Below are 16,662 nucleotides of genomic sequence, written 5' to 3' on the forward strand. Positions count from 1 at the left end.
AGAAATACACGACACAGGATGTCGTGTATTCGCTGGGAGGCTGATCAACACGACGAAAGAGATGGCGGCTACCGAGCCGATGGACGTACGTAATGTCGACGAATCGAATGGAGCTGATGTGGCAATGGAGCGAACGGCGGTCAACCCGTGGGCGTGGTCGGTGGAGCTGGGGTACAACCAGGGTGAGATCGTCTCCGGGCACACCCGGACCCTGTACTGCTCCGGGCAGACCGCGATGAGCGGCGACGGTAAGTCCCTGCATGCCGATGACATGGCGGCGCAGTTGGCGCTGAGCCTCGACAACCTGGAGGCCGTGCTCGGCGATGCCGGCATGTCCCTCGCGAACCTCGTCCGGCTCAACGTCTACACCACCGATGTCGATCGGCTCTTCCAGCACTACGGCGTGCTGGCGGCGCGGTTGGGCGCCGCCGGGGTAGCACCGTCCACCACGATGCTCGGGGTGACACGGCTGGCGATCCCCGACCTGATGGTCGAGCTTGAGGGAACCGCCGTCGGGTGATGCGACCTCGCCGCCTCCGGCAGGGCTTCCGGAGGCGGCACGAGTAGTAGGCAGGTGGGTGATTTCCGGTGCTCAAGATGGCGACAATCGGGGTCTACGGCTTCGACGGCGAGTCCTTCCTGCAACGACTGCGGCACGCGGGCGTTCGTCTGCTGCTCGACGTACGCGTTCGACAAAGGACCGCACGGCCGTCTCTTCTACGGCGTCAAGGCCGGCGAACTGCCGTTCATCACGTATCGCCCGCCCGCAGGGCAGCCTTGACCGACAAGGAGTTCGCCTCGCCACTGGCCGCCCAGCCGTACGACCTGCGCCACGCCTGCGTGTCCATGTGGCTCAACGCTGGCGTTCCCGCTCCCCAGGTCACCGAGTGGGCCGGACACAGCGTGGATGTGCTCCTGCGCGTCTACGCCAACGACGTCACCCACTGGCTCCAGCAGAAACACGCATACAAGTCCTGGTACACCAAGCGCGCCATGCGCCTGATGGGTGCCGCCCTGTCCGGGATGGCCACCGCCGCCCGCGCCGAGCCAGCACTACGCCACGCACGTGCGCCTGCTGATCGACCAGCTCGCCGAGGTCCGGCCAGGCGCCGACGACGCCGGCCGGGGCCAGGATGCCGTGCACAAGGTCGCCGAGGCGGCCGCGCTGGCCGTCGCGGTCACTGCGGGCCTTCGTCGGCCCAGATCAGAGGCCGGCATGGCGGGCGACCCCGGCCGCGTGTTCCAGGATGCGGGCGTTGACCAGGTCCGGCACGTCCAGCGCGATCGCGTGCCCGGTCCCCGGCACCAGCTCGACTTCGGCGGCGGGCAGCACCCGGGCTAGACGCCGGGCGACGGCGGGCGAGTCCTGCATCGTGCTGTGCTTGCCGAACAAGATGCGCGTCGACGCGGATATCGCCGCCAGTTCGTCGTCGGTCAGCGGGACCATCGCGGGCTGTGCGCCCTCGTACAGATAGGTGCCGGAGATGGCGACCCTGACGTCCTCCACCCGGTTGATCGAATCGCTGTACAACAGCTTGGCCAGCGGACGCCGCAGGAGGGGCGGCAGTTGCATCCCGATCCCGCAGCCGAATCCCCACGCGTAGTGGGCGACCCCCGCCACGCGAAAGGCGGCCGGGTCGAGCAGCGTCATCCCCGCCACCCGTTCCGGCGTGTGCATCGCCTGCACCAGCGACATGTATCCGCCGTAGGAGAAACCGACCAGGTAGACGCGGGGTGCGTCGATGCCGTCGAGCACCTCCCTGATCCATAGGGCCTGATCCTTGGCGTCGCGTAGCGGCGCCGTCTGGTCGCTGCGGCCTGCCGTGCCGAGGGGATCGACCAGGTAGACCGGGTGATGGGCGCCGATGGGGCCGCTGGCGTGGATCCAGCCCAGCGAGTTGCCGCCCATGCCGGGCAGGAACATCACCGGCAGCCCTTCGCGGGCGCCTGTGCGGTACAGGCGGGTGGTGCCGTGGCCGGTGGGGATGTCGAGCGGCTCCAAGGGAACGGGCCAGTCGCGAATCGCTGCGTCGTAACCCGCGAGGTAGCGCTGGGCGGCCCAGTCGCCGCGGAAACGGCCGATAGCGGAGGGTTCCTTCATTGATACGATCGTATCACAAACGTGGTACGACTGTATCATCATGAGGTGCCGATGAAAGTGGACCACGAAGAACGCCGCCACCAGATCGCCGAGGCCGTCGTGCGCATCGCCGCTTCCCGCGGCCTGCAGGCGGCCAGCATGCGCGAAGTCGCCGCCGAGGCAGGGGTCTCGCTGCGGCTGGTGCAGTACTACTTCCACACGAAACAGGAGCTGCTCGCAGGAGTACTCACCTACCTGAGTGAGCAGATCGGCAGGCGGGTGGCACGGAGAGTGGCCGAACTCGGCGAGCCCTCCACCCCCCGCAGCTTCCTGTACGAAGCGCTGACCGCACTCCTGCCCACCGACGAGGAGAGCCGCCGCATCGTCCTGGCCTACACCGCCCACTTCACGCTCACCCTCACCGACCCCGACCAGGCGGCGGCAGGCGTGTCCTACGCCAACGCCTTGCGCGACGTCGTGACAGAGCAGTTCAGCCAAGCCCAGGTCAGCGGCGACCCGCGCACCAGAGCAGCGGTGACGCTCGCACTCGTGTCCGGCCTCCAGCTGGGCGTGCTCGTCGGCCAGTACACGGGCGAGGAGGCGGTGGCGCTACTCACCGCCCATCTCGACGAGGCGCTCGGCTAGTTGAGGGCCCGTCCCGAAACCGCTGCTGACCGGCCAGGTCGGCAGCGCGGCCGACCTGGCCGGCGTGTTGCGCTGGCGCACCGGCAAGACGCTGGCCACACTGCGGAGACCGCCAGCACCCGCAGGGACCGGCCCAAGTTGCGTGCCCTCAACGGTGGGGCTGAAAGTGAGCAGATCGAGTGCGGTCCGCTCCGGTCGGCGAGATCTCCGCCGCGAAGGAGACGCCGTCGGTGCCGACGTCCGCGAGCGCGCTGGCCCCAGCACGTCGCGCGCCCTTCCAGCACTTCTTGTGCCGCAGCTCGGGTGAACCCCTCGGGGCCGCCGCTGTCTTCGGGCGGGCAGGCACGGCCGCCGGCGCTGCAGCGCGGGTAGCGCGCGTTCGGCGTGGCCTGGTGGACCTTCTCCACGATCAGGTCGTGGTCCCACATGTCGCCGAAGTCGTAGCGGTAGGCCAGCCGCTCACCCGGTCAGGGTGACGCCGCACTCGGTCCAGTCCTTGGCGAACAGGTGCAGGTGATAGTTCTGCCAGCCCATCGCGATCTGGACGACGTTGTGCAGGTCCAGCAGGCCCGCCGTGGACGGGACGTGGATGCGCCGCCAGACCGGCGGGTGGACGTCGCGCAAGGTGACCTTGAGCTGGTGGATGGCACTGACCGCGCCACCGTAGCGAGCCGGGTGGTTGTCGTCCTGCCGGGCGACGTCACGATGTCTACGGACATTCGGCCGTTTGCGCAGGTCAGCAGTTTGCAGTCGTACCCGTAGGCGTCACGTTCGGACTCGTTCTGGCATGGTCAGCGGCGACAATAGGGACATGCAGGGTTTATCGACCAAGGCTGTCCTGGGGCGTGCAGCCCTCATCGGGTTGGTGACGGGCATCCCCACGGCCATCATCTGGGCGGACATGCAGGGGGAAGAGCTTGACGGAACCGTTCTCCCGCTGGCCATGTTCCTCCTGGCGATAATCCTGGGCACGGTGGGCGCGCGGCTGGCCGGGCTGCCGCGCTGGGGCGTGGCCGGTCTTGTCGGGGGCTCTGCGACTTGGGTGCTCATTGATGCCCTCGCGGTGCTGGTGCCGGTGCCGGAGCCGGAGCTATTCGGCCCTCTACCGGCCCTTGTCGTCCCTGTCTACGTGGTCGGTGGTGTGGTTGGCTTCGCCCTGTCGGCGTGGTCGTTCATGTCGCCCCTTCGCTGGTGGGCGGTAGCCCTGGCCGTAGTCGTGCCCCTCGGATCCTGGGGCGCGGCGCAGTACAAGCCGCAGATCCTGGCCTGGTTTGAAGTCCGCAGCTTCGAGAGGTCCGGCGTGCCGCTGATCGCTCCAGCGATCCAGGGGTACCGGCTGGTTCACGTGGATCTCAATGCCGCCGGGCAGCGGGAGCCGGAACCGTCCACCTGGCTGGAGTACTGGCGGGCCGCCACGCCGAATCGGGGATTCTCCGAGATCCAGGTCACGGTCTGGCCCGCCGCGGCTGGAAACCCGCGGGATTCCTGCCTGGCGGTCACCGAGAACTATGGAGTTCCGCTGCGATGCAAATCGCTCCCGGGAGACCGATGGGTCCGGACCGGTGCCGGGTCCTCCTGGGTCACCGTCTTCGCCAGGTCGGGCGATGCGCTGGTCATGCTCAACGGTTCGGGTATCGCTGAGGCTGACCTGGTGGCGGCGCTGTCCACTTTCCGTCCCATCTCGGCCTACGAGCTTGCCATGGTCGCGTGACCAGTTGCTCAGCAGCCACCGAGACGGGCGAGGTGGCCAGGGCGGGCAAGTGCGGCGCGTCCGGCAGCATCGGCTCGCTCTCCCGATCCCGGCCGGCCGCGGTGGCGGGGGTCGAAGTGCAGCGGAACGAATCGTACGTTAAGCCCGTTCCCGCAGGTCAACCCTGCCTGTCCGATAGGCGGAAGCGCACGCCATCTGAAGCCGATCACGCACCAGCGCTGAGCTGGGCGAGCGGGGCTTAGCGTACGCTTTCGATCCACCGCACTCCGAGGGCCGTTTCCGCAGGTCAGCGCGTTGACCGGTAATGCGACAGAATGGACGCACTGTGCCGATACTGGTGAGTAACGGCCGTGGCGTCTCGCCCGGCGTCGTTGTCCTGGGCTCAGACGACCTGATGGCGACTTGCCGAGCCTGATGCAAACGGAGATCAATCTGATGCCTGGCTCGGCGGATCTGATGCCGTGCTGCCGCCCCGGGCGTGGCCCGGGGCGGCGTTGGTGGACCGTCTAGGGCCGGCAATCTACGGCCATGACTTCCATGGCGTTGGCGGGGCCGAACACCCGAGCCTGTCGGCACGTCCAGACAGGCGGGTGGTAGCGCGGCTGGTTGATGACCAGCTTGACCGGTCCGCTCGTGCCGGTGGTAGGAGCACCGTTGGAGGCCTGGCAGCCGATGGCATGGATCATGATCGGGAATCCAGGGGTTCCTGGGGTATCGGTCTGGCAGGTGTAGGTGGGCTCGTCGGCCGTGGCCGAGGCCGTGGCGGCCTGGGCGGCGGGGGCAAGGGTCAGCATGCCCGCGGCGATAGCCAGGGTCAGGCCGAGGGGCAGGGGAGGTGGCAAGCGCATGGGTTCCCTCTCGTTCGACTACCGTACGTATATACATAAGCACGCTCAGTAAGCATTGGCTATGCGTCGAAACCTTTCGCGACCGCATCCGTGCTGGGCCCGCGTTCGGCGCGCCCGTTCCGGCCCTCCGCTTCCGAAGGTGTCCCCGGCCCCAAGGTAGCTGTGTGAGTAATCACGATTGCGGTGCGTGATCGTCACGGAGGGGTGAATGCGGCTGGCAAGTCCGGGTTTCTGCTTGATCGTGTTCGTGTCGGAGACGGTCGGGTGGAGGGCGGGGTCGGATGCACAGCACACGACAGGCCGGCCGACATCCCGCCCCGGAAGACACCCTGACAAACACACGCTGCGTCGTCGACCGCGGCACCGTCCGGGCGGGCCGACAGCCGCTGCTTCCGACCAGGCGAACCACCCATCAGGCAGTACAGCCGGGTGATCTGCTCGTCCCGCCGAATCAGACGGTCAGAACGATCTTGCCGAAGGTGGCGCGGGACTCCAGCAGAGTGTGCGCGGCCGCGGCTTCGTCCAGCGGGAAGGTGCCGTGCACCACCGACTTCAGGCGGCCTTCCCGCAAGTCGGCGAAGACGAGTGCGAAGGTCTCGGCGGCGGTCTTCGACGGTGCGCTGGTGAGACTGAGGGTCGAGATGGTCCAGGACTGCTGGAAGTTCGCGAACAGTGCCATGCCGAAGTCGGGGGTGGGGGCACCTGCGGCGATACCGCTGATCACGTACCTGCCGTTCGGGCGGAGCAGGGGGATGAAGTCGGCCACGTCGGAACCGGCGACGATGTCGATGACGGCGTGATAGCGGCCGTCCGGGCCCGGGTCGACCGCGTCCAGGCCCTCGACTTCCGTGGCCCCCAGGTCGTACAGCCGCTGCGCGACGGACCGGTCGGGAACAGAGGCGATCACCGTCGCACCCCGAGCGGCCGCGAGCTGGGTGGTGAGCACGCCGATCCCGCCACCGGCGCCTCGAACGAGCACCCGCTCGCCCGCCTTGAGGTCGGCCCTTTCCAGGCTTGCCGCGGCGACCAGGGAATTCACCCCGAGCGCTACCGCGTCATGGAACGAGACGTCCTCCGGTAGTTCTACGAGAGATTCGACGGGCACCACGGCGCGGTCGCTGTAGCCGCCGCCGTGTCCGGTCGGCGCGAAGACCCGGCGTCCCACCCACCCGGCGTCGTCCTCCGAACCGACCTCGACCACCGTGCCCGCCACCTCCAGACCGGGTACGAAGCCGGTGCCGACGTCGGGCTTGGCACCCTGCCGTATCAGAACGTCGAAAAGGCCGACCCCGGCCGCTGCCACCGCCAATACGGCATGGCCCGGCTCGGCGGTCGGGTCCGGCCGGTCGACCAGCTTGAGGTTCTCCGGACCACCGAAGTCGGTGATCTCTACTGCACGCATGATGTCTCCTTGTAGCGTTTTGCCGCGCATGAAAGGGGAAATGGCTGTCGAACAACGAGGCTCAGACGTCCTCGGTGACCTCGATGCCGCGGCACCAGAGCAGGCTAACCCCGCTAACCGGATGACCTCTTCCATTTGTGGTTAAGTGAGAGACATGCCTATTCAGCCGTCTCGGAACCCGTCCTTGTCCGCCTCCGAGACCCCCGTCCGGGGGCAGCGAGCCGACGCCCGGCACAACCGCGCCCGGCTCCTCCAGGCCGCCCGCGAGGCGTACGCCCTCAACGGCACCGACGTACCCTCCAGCACCATCGCCCGCAGGGCCGGCGTTGGCGCCGCCACCCTCTACCGGCACTTCCCGACCCGGGGCTCGCTGATCGCCGCGGCGTTCTCCGAACAGCTCGCCGAGTGCGTCGCAGCCTTGGACGAGGCCCTACGGGACGACGATCCCTGGCGCGGTCTCTGCTCCGTCCTCACCAAGGTGTGCAGGATGCAGGCCGAAGACCGCGGGTTCAGCGCCGCGTTCCTCGAGGAGTCTCCCGACGATCCCGACCTCCATCGCGAGCGCGCCCGCGCCGAGGCAGGACTCGCCCAGCTGGTACAACGTGCGAAGAACACAGGGCAGTTGCGCAAGGACTTCGATCCCAGCGACGTCACCCTCCTGCTCCTGGCGAACAGCGGCGTCGTGCGGCAGTCCCCGGAGGCGTCCCTGGCCGCCTCTCGCCGCCTGCTCGCCTACTTCCTCCAGTCCTGCCGGGCCACGGACGGCGCGCCGTCCCTGCCCCAGCCCGCACCGCTCCGCCTCGACGACCTTTACGGGCCGCCACACCGAACCGACTGACCGGCGACTTCCGCCTGGGGCGCGCCCCCACGCCAGACGCTTGCCCGTCTGTGCGCCAGCCAACCAAGATCAATATCGTCGGGATTTCGGTTCCAATGCGACATCGACTGCTCGGCCCGCCGAGCACGCGACCGACAGTCGCGGAGTGATTTCGAATCGCTTCCGTGGTCCGTGCTCGCCGCTTGCTGGGCAAGTCCACTACTCGGTGGTACTGTGTAGTGGTACTCGGTAGTACAAAGTACCAGGAGACCGAAGAGGACCGACGATGGACGACCTGACGGAGATGCTGAAGGGCACGCTTGAGGGCTGCGTGCTTGAAATCATCGGCAGCGAGGAGACCTACGGGTACGCCATCACGCGTCGGCTGAACGAACTCGGCTTCGCCGACGTCGTCGAGGGGACGGTTTACACCATCCTGCTGCGGCTGGAGAGGAACGGGCTCGTCCAGGTGACGAAACGACCGTCCGGGCTGGGCCCGCCGCGCAAGTTCTATGCGCTCAACGACGCGGGGCGCGAAGAACTCGCGACGTTCTGGGCGAAATGGGAGTACATCACATCACGGATCGACAAGCTCAAGGAGGGTGGGAGATGAACTTCTGGGAGACCATAACAGGCAGCGATCTCACCAGGGAATGGAAGGCGTTCGAAGCCCGGGCCGCGGCATTGCCGGCCGACTACCGGGCGGCGTGGGAAGAGATCAAGGGTCATCTTTCTCTCTACTCGGACTTCACAGGTCGAAACCTGATGCCGATTCTCGACGGTGCTCTGGGGCTGCTCGAAGAGACAGCGTCCGATGGGCAGAGCATTCACGAGGTGCTGGGTGACGACATCGCGGGCTTCTGCGCGGCGCTGGCCGGCGGAGAAAGGGGTCGGGGCTATCGCGACCGGTGGCGCGAGCAGTTGAACAGGAACGTCGCAAGGAAATTGGGCCGGCTAGGAGGCTGACGTGGGCATCCAAGACATCATCGAGGGCAAGAAGCAGTGGCGGGCGCACATGGCGCGGGTCAAGGCGCTCCCGCCGGACTATCAGATCGTCTACAAGGAGATTCAGAGGTACCTCTTCAAGGTTGGACCGATCGACTTGCATGACGGGCCCCTGCTTCCAGGGATCGTCGATTTCTTCGAGGAGGGCGTCGCAACCGGCAAGGGAGTCCTGGAACTCATCGGCAGCGACGTCGCCGCCTTCTGCGACGACCTGGTCAAGGACTCGCGCACCTACGCGGACATCTATCAGGAGTCCATCAGCGGGGAACCCGGCACGGCCGAGAAATAACACCCGTCGACCCGAGGCACCGGCGGGACGCCTTGACCACTGGGACGTCGTTGTCGTGCCAGTGACAGCCCTTGGCGAGCCGAGCAGCTTGTAAGCACTCCTCCAGACTGCACGCCGAGACCCACGGCGTGGACCCAGGAGCGTTGGGAAGATCGTCACATACTGACACCCTCTCAGCCACGCATCGGCGCGTTGCGGCGGGGCCACTCGCACGAGGGGCTGTGTGAGCCCGCCGGAGATTTGATCATCAGCTTCACCGACCACGTGCTGCCGCCTTGACGGTTACCCGCCGCCCGCTGTGCTGGAGGAAGCAGGACCCGGCCAGAGGCCGGCAACTTCTGCGGCACCGTCCTCGTTGCCGTCCAGGCAGCCGCTCGGGCCCACCCGGGCCGGCCCTGGTGGGCCCGCTACGGCCGTGATGATCCGCAAGATCACCGAAGCCCTCGACGCTTGAGGATAAGGCACAGGGCCTGACCGGGCCCGGGACACGGCGGCGTTGCGACCATCGACAAGGATGTCGATCTGCTCATCGTGCCCGGGGACGAGCACCACGTTCATCGACGGTCTGCACGATGCCATGAACGGTTCAGCGCTTGCGGCCTCGGGGCTGCGAACTGCGCCACGCCGACACCCCCGACCCTCGCGTGGCGCTCATACAAGCCCATGAGCGCCACGCCAGGACGGATATCACAAGATCAAACACTATAGGTAAGGGACATTCATGATGGGAACCGGCAACAGCGGCTTCTCCGCAGCAGGACTGCGCAGACTGCATGACGTGCTGGCGCGGCATGTCGAGTCCGGGAAGATTCCCGGGCTGGTCGCTCTGGCCAGCCGGGGCGGTGAGACGCACGTCGAAGCGATCGGGACGATGCGCCATGACGGTGGCGCGCCGATGCGCCGGGACACGATCTTCCGGATGGCGTCCACGTCCAAGCCGGTCACGATCGCGGCGGCGATGGTCTTGCTGGATGAGTGCAGGCTGCGGCTGGATGACCCGGTGGAGCCGTGGCTGCCGGAACTCGCCGACCGGCGGGTGCTGAAGCGGATCGACGGCCCGCTGGACGACACCGTGCCGGCGCGGCGGCCGATCACCGTACGGGACCTGATGACCTCCACGTTCGGGCTCGGCATGGATATGACGGCACTGGGCACTCCGATCATGAACGCGGTTTTCGAGCAGGGGCTCACGCCCAATCTGCCGGAGCCGATGCCCGAGCCGGATGAGTGGATGCGCCGTCTGGGCACGCTTCCGCTGATGCAGCAGCCCGGAGAGGGCTGGCAGTACCAGATCAGCAATGATGTCCTTGGCGTGCTGGTGGCCAGGGTCACGGGCCAGTCGTTCGAGACGTTCCTGCGTGAACGCATCTTCGATCCGCTAGGCATGAAGGACACCGGTTTCCACGTGCCCGCTGACCAGATCGACCGGCTCCCGCCCCTGTATGTCCCCGACCCGCAGACCGGAGAGTTCCTCGTGGACGAGGCCGAGACCGGACGCCACAGCCGGCCTCCGGCGTTCCAGTCAGGCGGCGGCGGGCTGAACTCCACCGTCGACGACTACCACGCCTACTTCCGGATGCTGCTGAATGGCGGGATACACGGGAATCAGCGGATCCTGTCCCGGCCCGCCGTCGAGCTGATGACCACCAACCGCATGACGCCCGAGCAGACAGCCGCCCGAATCACCCTGGCCAAGAACAACGTCCATGTGTCGTACGGCCAGGGCCAGCACGGCGGCTGGGGATTCGGGATGGCGGTGCGCACCTACCGCGGCGACTACGCCTCCATCGGCCAGTTCGGCTGGGACGGCGGAGCCGGCACCTCGACCTACGCCGACCCGGGCAAGCAGCTCACCGGATTCCTGCTCACCCAGGTCGGGATGTCCACCCCGGATTCGGCGCGGGCCATCCACGACTTCTGGACCACGCTCTACCAGGCCATCGACGACTGACACCGAGCCCGCGCACGATAGGGCCGTCCTCAACCCACGCGCGGTCAATCTTTGGCGGGGAGAACCGTCGACGTTTCCGGGCGGGGCTGGGCTTGGCCCTGTCTGCCTGAGGCGGCGGCCGGAGGCCGCCCAAGTGTGAGATCCCCTCGGGCACCACCAGGATCGCAGTTCACCATCCGTGATGGTGCTACCCGTGGTTGGGCAAAGGGCCGATCGACGACAAGCGGCGCCATCGGCCATGCAAGGCGCGCACGCAACGGCTTCCCGCCACCTATCACACGGCGATCGATGCGCGCAGCCGTACCTGCAGTACTTCGGACCGGGGGACGGATCTCGTCGATCTGTTCGAGCAGAGCGCGGCGGACGGAACCCCGCTCCGCGAAATCGTCGGTGAAGACCCGATGGAGTTCGCCGATGCGTTTCTTGCCAACTACCCGCGGCGCGTGCTGCGCGGCGTGGACTTCGACGGATAGCGGCCACCTCCTGCACCTCCTACTCACGCTATCGGCGTGGGGGCCTGTGATCACCAGCCGGACACGAAATGCCGCCGGAAGGCGAAGAACAACGATCGCGCCGGCGATCGCCGTACATCATTCACAGATTCAAAGGAGCACACATGGCTGCCTCGAACCCGACCCACTCGACCTGGACCGGCATGATGCCGGTCGACGACACGGCGCTGGCCGTGACCGACACCGGCGGCCCCAGTATCCCTGTGGTCTACCTCAACGGCGCCTATGCCGACCAGTCACACTGGCGGCGCGTCGTCGCCGGCCTCGGCAGCGACTACCGGCACATCACCTACGACGAGCGCGCCCGCGGCAAATCGAAGCGCTCGGCGGACTACTCGTTCGAGGCCTGCATCCGTGACGTCGATGCCGTCCTCAAGGCGAGGGGCGTGGACCGGCCGATCCTGGTGGGCTGGTCCTACGGTGGGGTGCTGGGGTGGCACTGGGCCGACCGGAATCCGGACCGCGTCGCCGGCCTGGTCACGGTCGACGCCTTTCCGGTCGGTCTCACCGGCGAGGCCGGCGCGGAGCGGATCCGGAAGCTGTTCCGCCGCATGCGGTTGTTCCTTCCGATCGCCGCCCGGCTGGGCCTGGCCGCGCGGATGAGTGCTGACCAGCACGCCGAGGTCAACATCGAACTCAACGAGATCGCCGCCGCCAGCGTGCCGGTCCTCGAACGCCTGACCTGCCCGGTGCGGTTCGTCCTGGCCACGGGTGACAGCCTCGGGAGCCAGGAAGGGGAGATGGAACAGGGACGGGCCGTGCTCGATCCTGTGCTCGCCCGCAACCCGAACGTCAAGATCAGCGCGAAGGTCGCGAGTAACCACAGCAAGATCCTGCGCAACGACTCCCCCGCCGTCGCCCAGGCCGTACGCGAGCTCGCCGCCACCCACGGCCACACGGTCGGCTAAGCCGTGACAGACGGCATCACCATCGGCCAGGCGAGCTCACCCGCGCTGCGCGCGTCCGACGCGGACCGCGACCGGGTCATCGAACTGCTGCGCGCCGCCGTCGTCGACGGCCGGCTCGACCCGGTCGAGTTCGACGAGCGGCTGGACGCGGCGCTGGCCGCCCGCACCATCGACGCGCTGGCGCCGCTCGTCACCGATCTGATCGCGGTGCCAGGCAGCGACGGCGCACTCACGCCGCCGTTCGCCGGGACGCCGGCCGAGCCGACCGTCGAACTGCTCACCGTCAAGGAGCGGCATGGCACAGTGCGCCGCGACGGCCGGTGGACGCTGCCGCACCGGCTGGCGCTGCGCACCGCATGGTCCCACGTGATGCTGGACCTGACCAGCGCGGTGCGCAGCGCGCCCGAGCTGGTCATCGAGCTGCGGGTGAAGGGCGGCAACGTGGAGCTGGTCCTCGCGTCGGGCATGGTGGTGGACGCCAACGAGCTGTCGGTGCGGCACAGCACGCTGGCGATCAGCAAGGACACGGGCGACAACACGCCCGAGACACTGCACGTCCGCCTGGTAGGCCGAATGCGGCACGGCCGCCTCGACGTCCGGTGGCAGGCGCCGCGCCGGTGACGCGGAAGTGCCCGGATACCGGCGGATTCCAGGGGTCGTTGCAACACGGCTTGTCATCTGGCTTCGGCCAGGAGCTTAGCGAGGCGCTCGGCTGGGGTATCCCAGCCGAGCGCTTTGCGTGGGCGGCCGTTGAGTTCGGCGGCGACTGCCGCCAGGTCGTCGGGGGTGTGGACGGCCAGGTCGCTGCCTTTGGGGAAGTACCGGCGCAGCAGGCCGTTGATGCTTCTATGTCAAGCCGCAGACCGATGGTGTGTGATCTGGTGTTGCCCGGACGCTCGATCGGTGGTCATTGCCCGGTGGATGACGTCGATGAGGTGGCGTTGGAGGATACGGCGGGCGCCGCGTTTGCCTTTGGCGGGTTCATGACGGGCCAGGAGTTCCTGGGCGGCTGGGTGGAAGCGTTTCTGGACGATGGCCGCGGTGTAGAGGACGCTGTTGAGGCGGCGGTTGCCACCTCGGTGGAGGCGGTGGCGTTCCTGGTCTGAGGAGTAGACCGGGATGGGAGCGCAGCCGGTGTAGCGGGCGAGCTTGGCCGAGGTGGGGAAGCGGGTGATGTCGCCGATCTCGGCGATGAGGACCGCGGCGGAGTTGTGGCTGATGCCGGTGATCTCCAGGAGGGCTGGGGCCAGCGGACTGACGATCTCCTTGATCGTGGCGTCGAGGTCGTGAACACGCCGGTTGAGCTCCGAGAGGTCGGCGGTCATGTCCAGGAGGACCCTGCGGACGTGGGCGCCCAAGTGGGCGGCGGCCAGCAGGCAGGCCAGCGTGTCCGTGCCTTTGGGCCGGGCGAGGTCGCCCGGGGTGTGGTCGAGCCAGAGATGGAGCTGGGCTTTGAGCTGGTTGATCAGCGTGGTGCGGCGTTTGATGAGGTCGGCGCGGTAGTCGACCAGAACTCGCAGTTCGCGGACGTGTTCGTCGATGCGGTGTCGGGCCAGTTCAGGGGTGGCGATGGCGGCATGGGCGGCCGCGGTGGCGTCGGCGGGATCGGACTTGGCGCCGGTGGCGCGGGCGCCCGGCGCCGCGCACAACGCAGTGGCGCACAAAGAACCGCGGGGACCGGCCGTGACGGCCGAATCCCCATGGGCGGGACGAAAGGGCGGGGGAGGTTACCGGCTCACTCGGGTTTCGGTGCCCGCCAGCACGTTGCCCGGGTCGGTGGCGACCAGGACGAACGACGCCCCGGAGGGGTCGGCGTACACGTTGAAGTTCGCCGAGCTGTCGCCCAGGTGGAACGACGCCTTCCCGCTGCAGTCGCTCTTGATGTTGTAGGAGAGCGTGATCGGGGTGTGGTCGTTCACCAGGGCGTCCTTCACCACGAAGGTGGCGATGCCGGTGCCGCCGCCCTTGCCGTCGAAGTAGTCGAGGCCGCCCGTGGAGATCGGGATGCTCTCGCCGCTCGGGGGCACCGACGTGCCGTTGGCGCCGAAGATGTAGTGCCCCTTCAGCGTGGCGTTGCTGCACTGGATCGTCGACTCGCTGGGCGCGGCGGCATCGGCGTTGGTGGGGCCGACGAATGTGAGGATACCCGCGGTGGCCAGGGCGCTGGCCGAGGCAAGGACGGCGATGCTCTTGCGCGGGCCGATCCTGGAGATGAGTGATCGGGACATGGGTCGCTCCACTTCTGGATGTTCGGGGGCGTGAAAGGCTCAGGCGCGCTGGAAATACTGACATCGTTCGCAAACCGATGCTTCTCCTTCTTTGCGGTAATGGTGGCTTGTTTCCGGCCGTAATAGCCGCCACCCGGGGAAGGCGGCAGGAAGCCCGCTGAGGAGAAGGAGGGGACATATGCTTTGTGACGCCGGCGCCGGGCGGAAGAGCAAGACCAGCACGGACAACGGCAAGGACAGCGACGGTACGCCTACGGGCACGACCGTGACGAACATCGTCACGGTTAAGGCCAAGGTCGGCTGCCAGGCCGACGTCATCAACGGCGACCTGACCATCCGGATGTGACATGGACATCACCTACACACACCCGGACGTGCTGACCAAAGGCATTGTGGATGGCTGGGCTGACCCCATCGCCGACCCGGCCCTGATCGACTAAACGAACTCTGCTGTGTAGCGCACGTCGCGAGCTCCCTGGGGTCGGGAATAGCCGGATGTCAGTGAATCCGGCCCTCGCAGGCCTGCGTCACTACACTCTGTCCGGGTATGAGATCGTTCGCGGAGGTGGGCGTGGTCGAGCCGGAATGTACGCTGACGACCCTGCATCCGTGAGCGAACGACGGAGCCTCGCCGACGGCCGATACGTGCTGGAGAGCGAGCCGGTTGGCTCGGGCGGGATGGGCACCGTCTGGCGGGGATACGACCAGAAGCTGCACCGCATGGTCGCGGTCAAGGAGCTCCACCTTCCGGCCGTCGGCCTCAGCGCGGAGGAGCAGGCCAGACTGCGGGCGCGGGCGATGCGCGAAGCCAGGGCGATAGCCCGCCTCGAGCATCCGGGCATCGTGGGGGTGTATGACGTCCTAGAGGAGGACGGCCGGCCGTGGATCGTCATGCGTTTCATCGCCGGTTGTTCGCTCGACCAAGAGGTCAAGACCAACGGGCCGCTGGATCCTCGGTGGGCGGCGGAGATCGGCAGCCAGGTGCTCGACGCGCTGTCGGCGGCGCACGACGAGGGTGTCCTGCACCTGGACGTCAAGCCGCAGAACGTGTTGCTCGACGACAACGGGCGGGCGGTGCTCACCGACTTCGGGATCGCGTTGGTCGCCGACGCCACCGCGACCGTGACGACGTCGCTCGTCGGTACCGTCGGCTATATCGCCCCTGAACGGCTGGACGGTTCTCAGCCGGGTCCGGCGGCCGATTTGTGGTCTTTGGGTGCCACGCTCTACTTCGCCGTGGAGGGTCGGCCAGCGTACGCCGCCGACAATGTGGCGGCCGCGCTCGTATCGGCCTTGACCCGTGCCCCCGAGCCGATGACGCGGGCAGGGGCGTTGGCACCGACAATTTCCGGCCTGCTGGAGCGTGATGCCAGCGTGCGTCTCGACGCGGCCGATGCCGGCACGCAACTGCGCGCGGTCGCCACCGCGACCCAGATCCTGCCACCCGATGGTCGCGCGCGGACGAAGGCGCTGCCTGCGGAGGTGCTGGACCCGCCGTCCGGGGCGGTCTGGAAGCGGAGGAACGCGGTGGCGGCGGTGGTGGCGCTCCTCCTCGCAGTGGTCGTTATCGCTCTTTCCTCCCTGATCTCCCAGGACCGTGGAAATGCCGGACGGCAGCGGGGCGCAACGGGCTCCCCGGCTGCAACCCACACAACGCCGAGCGTCACCTCGTCCCCGACGCCCACGGTGAGCCCGTCGCCGACGGCTGCCGCGCGCTACACCGCGATCCCCGACATCTGCACCAAGGTGGTGACTCGGGCGAGAAAGATCATTCCCAAGATGGATGGCGGCAAGGAAGATACGCCGGTCGACAAGTTCGACGACCTCGTGGAGTCGCGCGAATGTCGCTGGAGCACTGACGGCTATTGGTACAAGCACCCCTGGGCTGCCGACGTCACCGTCAAGCTGTTCCTATTCTCGACCGACTCCAGCGCGTCGGCGGCCTTCGAAGAGGAGCGCACCGACTTCTTTAAGAACGCCATGCGGCTTGATGATTTCGCGGATGAGCTGTGCCTGTCCAACCCGACCGGCAATGACTACGGGTACGCGCACGTGATGTTCCGCAAAGACAACCTGCTCGTGCAGGTCTTCTACGAGATGCTGACCAAGGGTTCGCCTGCGCCAGCGGTGGCGAGACCGCGTGGCCGGGACCTGGCGAAGTATGTCTATCGGCTGGTGAAGTCGGCCACGTAGCACGGTTCATCGGGACCCACCAGGTGGGCCGTACGCCTAGCGCTGATCCGCTGCCTGCCCGGACAGGACGGCG

Annotated in this window: 20 protein-coding genes and 2 pseudogenes; 14 read left to right on the plus strand and 8 right to left on the minus strand. The window is 67.5% G+C overall.

Features of this window, described 5'->3' with window-relative positions; translation table 11 throughout:
* Positions 1-124: 124 nt before the first annotated feature.
* Positions 125-520, plus strand: a complete 396-nt coding sequence (locus ABT294_RS22400; RefSeq protein WP_350808203.1) for a RidA family protein — start codon at positions 125-127, stop codon at positions 518-520.
* 242 nt (positions 521-762) lie between these two features.
* Positions 763-930, plus strand: a pseudogene (locus ABT294_RS22405) (tyrosine-type recombinase/integrase); the annotation flags it as partial.
* Positions 931-1,204: 274 nt separating this feature from the next.
* Here the strand turns inward: ABT294_RS22405 and ABT294_RS22410 are convergent.
* On the minus strand, positions 1,205-2,101 hold the full coding sequence (locus ABT294_RS22410; RefSeq protein WP_350808147.1) for an alpha/beta fold hydrolase: 897 nt from the start codon (positions 2,099-2,101) through the stop codon (positions 1,205-1,207).
* 51 nt (positions 2,102-2,152) lie between these two features.
* Here ABT294_RS22410 and ABT294_RS22415 point away from each other — a divergent pair, with 51 nt between their 5' ends.
* Positions 2,153-2,725, plus strand: coding sequence for a TetR/AcrR family transcriptional regulator (locus ABT294_RS22415; RefSeq protein WP_350808204.1), 573 nt, complete (start codon positions 2,153-2,155; stop codon positions 2,723-2,725).
* Here the strand turns inward: ABT294_RS22415 and ABT294_RS22420 are convergent.
* Complete coding sequence (locus ABT294_RS22420) at positions 2,722-3,153, minus strand: IS1096 element passenger TnpR family protein (protein ID WP_350808149.1); 432 nt, start codon at positions 3,151-3,153, stop codon at positions 2,722-2,724. The two genes, ABT294_RS22415 and ABT294_RS22420, sit on opposite strands and share 4 nt — an antisense overlap.
* Before the next feature lie 31 nt (positions 3,154-3,184).
* Positions 3,185-3,475: a plasmid pRiA4b ORF-3 family protein gene (locus ABT294_RS22425; protein WP_350808205.1), complete on the minus strand. Its 291-nt coding sequence runs from the start codon at positions 3,473-3,475 to the stop codon at positions 3,185-3,187.
* 61 nt (positions 3,476-3,536) lie between these two features.
* On the opposite strand from ABT294_RS22425, the gene ABT294_RS22430 reads away from it, so the two are divergent.
* Entirely contained in the window at positions 3,537-4,436 is a 900-nt protein-coding gene (locus ABT294_RS22430; protein WP_350808151.1) for a hypothetical protein, read from the plus strand.
* A gap of 506 nt (positions 4,437-4,942) precedes the next feature.
* Here the strand turns inward: ABT294_RS22430 and ABT294_RS22435 are convergent.
* Positions 4,943-5,284 (minus strand): hypothetical protein, encoded by a 342-nt coding sequence (locus ABT294_RS22435; RefSeq protein WP_350808153.1) that lies wholly within the window; start codon positions 5,282-5,284, stop codon positions 4,943-4,945.
* Between the two features lie 451 nt (positions 5,285-5,735).
* Entirely contained in the window at positions 5,736-6,686 is a 951-nt protein-coding gene (locus ABT294_RS22440) for a quinone oxidoreductase family protein (protein ID WP_350808155.1), read from the minus strand.
* Positions 6,687-6,870: 184 nt separating this feature from the next.
* On the opposite strand from ABT294_RS22440, the gene ABT294_RS22445 reads away from it, so the two are divergent.
* The 8 genes from ABT294_RS22445 to ABT294_RS22480 all read left to right on the plus strand — a co-directional run bounded on the left by ABT294_RS22445 (position 6,871) and on the right by ABT294_RS22480 (position 12,789).
* Positions 6,871-7,524, plus strand: a complete 654-nt coding sequence (locus tag ABT294_RS22445; protein WP_350808157.1) for a TetR/AcrR family transcriptional regulator — start codon at positions 6,871-6,873, stop codon at positions 7,522-7,524.
* Between the two features lie 265 nt (positions 7,525-7,789).
* Positions 7,790-8,116: a PadR family transcriptional regulator gene (locus tag ABT294_RS22450; RefSeq protein WP_350808158.1), complete on the plus strand. Its 327-nt coding sequence runs from the start codon at positions 7,790-7,792 to the stop codon at positions 8,114-8,116.
* Positions 8,113-8,469: a DUF1048 domain-containing protein gene (locus ABT294_RS22455; RefSeq protein ID WP_350808160.1), complete on the plus strand. Its 357-nt coding sequence runs from the start codon at positions 8,113-8,115 to the stop codon at positions 8,467-8,469. The genes ABT294_RS22450 and ABT294_RS22455 overlap by 4 nt, the downstream gene beginning before the upstream one ends.
* A gap of 1 nt (position 8,470) precedes the next feature.
* Complete coding sequence (locus ABT294_RS22460) at positions 8,471-8,797, plus strand: DUF1048 domain-containing protein (RefSeq protein WP_350808162.1); 327 nt, start codon at positions 8,471-8,473, stop codon at positions 8,795-8,797.
* 724 nt (positions 8,798-9,521) lie between these two features.
* Positions 9,522-10,748, plus strand: a complete 1,227-nt coding sequence (locus tag ABT294_RS22465; RefSeq protein WP_350808206.1) for a serine hydrolase domain-containing protein — start codon at positions 9,522-9,524, stop codon at positions 10,746-10,748.
* Positions 10,749-10,945: 197 nt separating this feature from the next.
* Entirely contained in the window at positions 10,946-11,221 is a 276-nt protein-coding gene (locus tag ABT294_RS22470) for a DUF1048 domain-containing protein (RefSeq protein ID WP_350808164.1), read from the plus strand.
* Positions 11,222-11,364: 143 nt separating this feature from the next.
* The gene (locus ABT294_RS22475; protein ID WP_350808165.1) at positions 11,365-12,168 is read left to right on the plus strand and encodes an alpha/beta fold hydrolase; all 804 of its coding nucleotides are present in this window, start codon (positions 11,365-11,367) and stop codon (positions 12,166-12,168) included.
* Positions 12,169-12,171: 3 nt separating this feature from the next.
* The gene (locus tag ABT294_RS22480) at positions 12,172-12,789 is read left to right on the plus strand and encodes a DUF1707 SHOCT-like domain-containing protein (protein WP_350808167.1); all 618 of its coding nucleotides are present in this window, start codon (positions 12,172-12,174) and stop codon (positions 12,787-12,789) included.
* Between the two features lie 53 nt (positions 12,790-12,842).
* Here the strand turns inward: ABT294_RS22480 and ABT294_RS22485 are convergent.
* The 3 genes and pseudogenes from ABT294_RS22485 to ABT294_RS22495 form a co-directional block, all read right to left on the minus strand.
* Positions 12,843-13,019: pseudogene (locus ABT294_RS22485) on the minus strand (IS30 family transposase); the annotation flags it as partial.
* Positions 13,020-13,832 carry a transposase gene (locus ABT294_RS22490; protein WP_350808168.1) on the minus strand — a complete coding sequence of 271 codons (813 nt, stop codon included), beginning with the start codon at positions 13,830-13,832 and terminating at the stop codon, positions 13,020-13,022.
* Positions 13,833-13,895: 63 nt separating this feature from the next.
* The gene (locus ABT294_RS22495) at positions 13,896-14,396 is read right to left on the minus strand and encodes a hypothetical protein (RefSeq protein ID WP_350808170.1); all 501 of its coding nucleotides are present in this window, start codon (positions 14,394-14,396) and stop codon (positions 13,896-13,898) included.
* A gap of 178 nt (positions 14,397-14,574) precedes the next feature.
* On the opposite strand from ABT294_RS22495, the gene ABT294_RS22500 reads away from it, so the two are divergent.
* Entirely contained in the window at positions 14,575-14,742 is a 168-nt protein-coding gene (locus ABT294_RS22500) for a hypothetical protein (protein WP_350808172.1), read from the plus strand.
* 263 nt (positions 14,743-15,005) lie between these two features.
* Positions 15,006-16,589, plus strand: coding sequence for a serine/threonine-protein kinase (locus tag ABT294_RS22505; protein ID WP_350808173.1), 1,584 nt, complete (start codon positions 15,006-15,008; stop codon positions 16,587-16,589).
* The last annotated feature ends 73 nt before the right edge of the window (positions 16,590-16,662 follow it).

This window comes from Nonomuraea sp. NPDC000554 (assembly GCF_040300065.1).
Taxonomy (GTDB): Bacteria; Actinomycetota; Actinomycetes; order Streptosporangiales; family Streptosporangiaceae; genus Nonomuraea.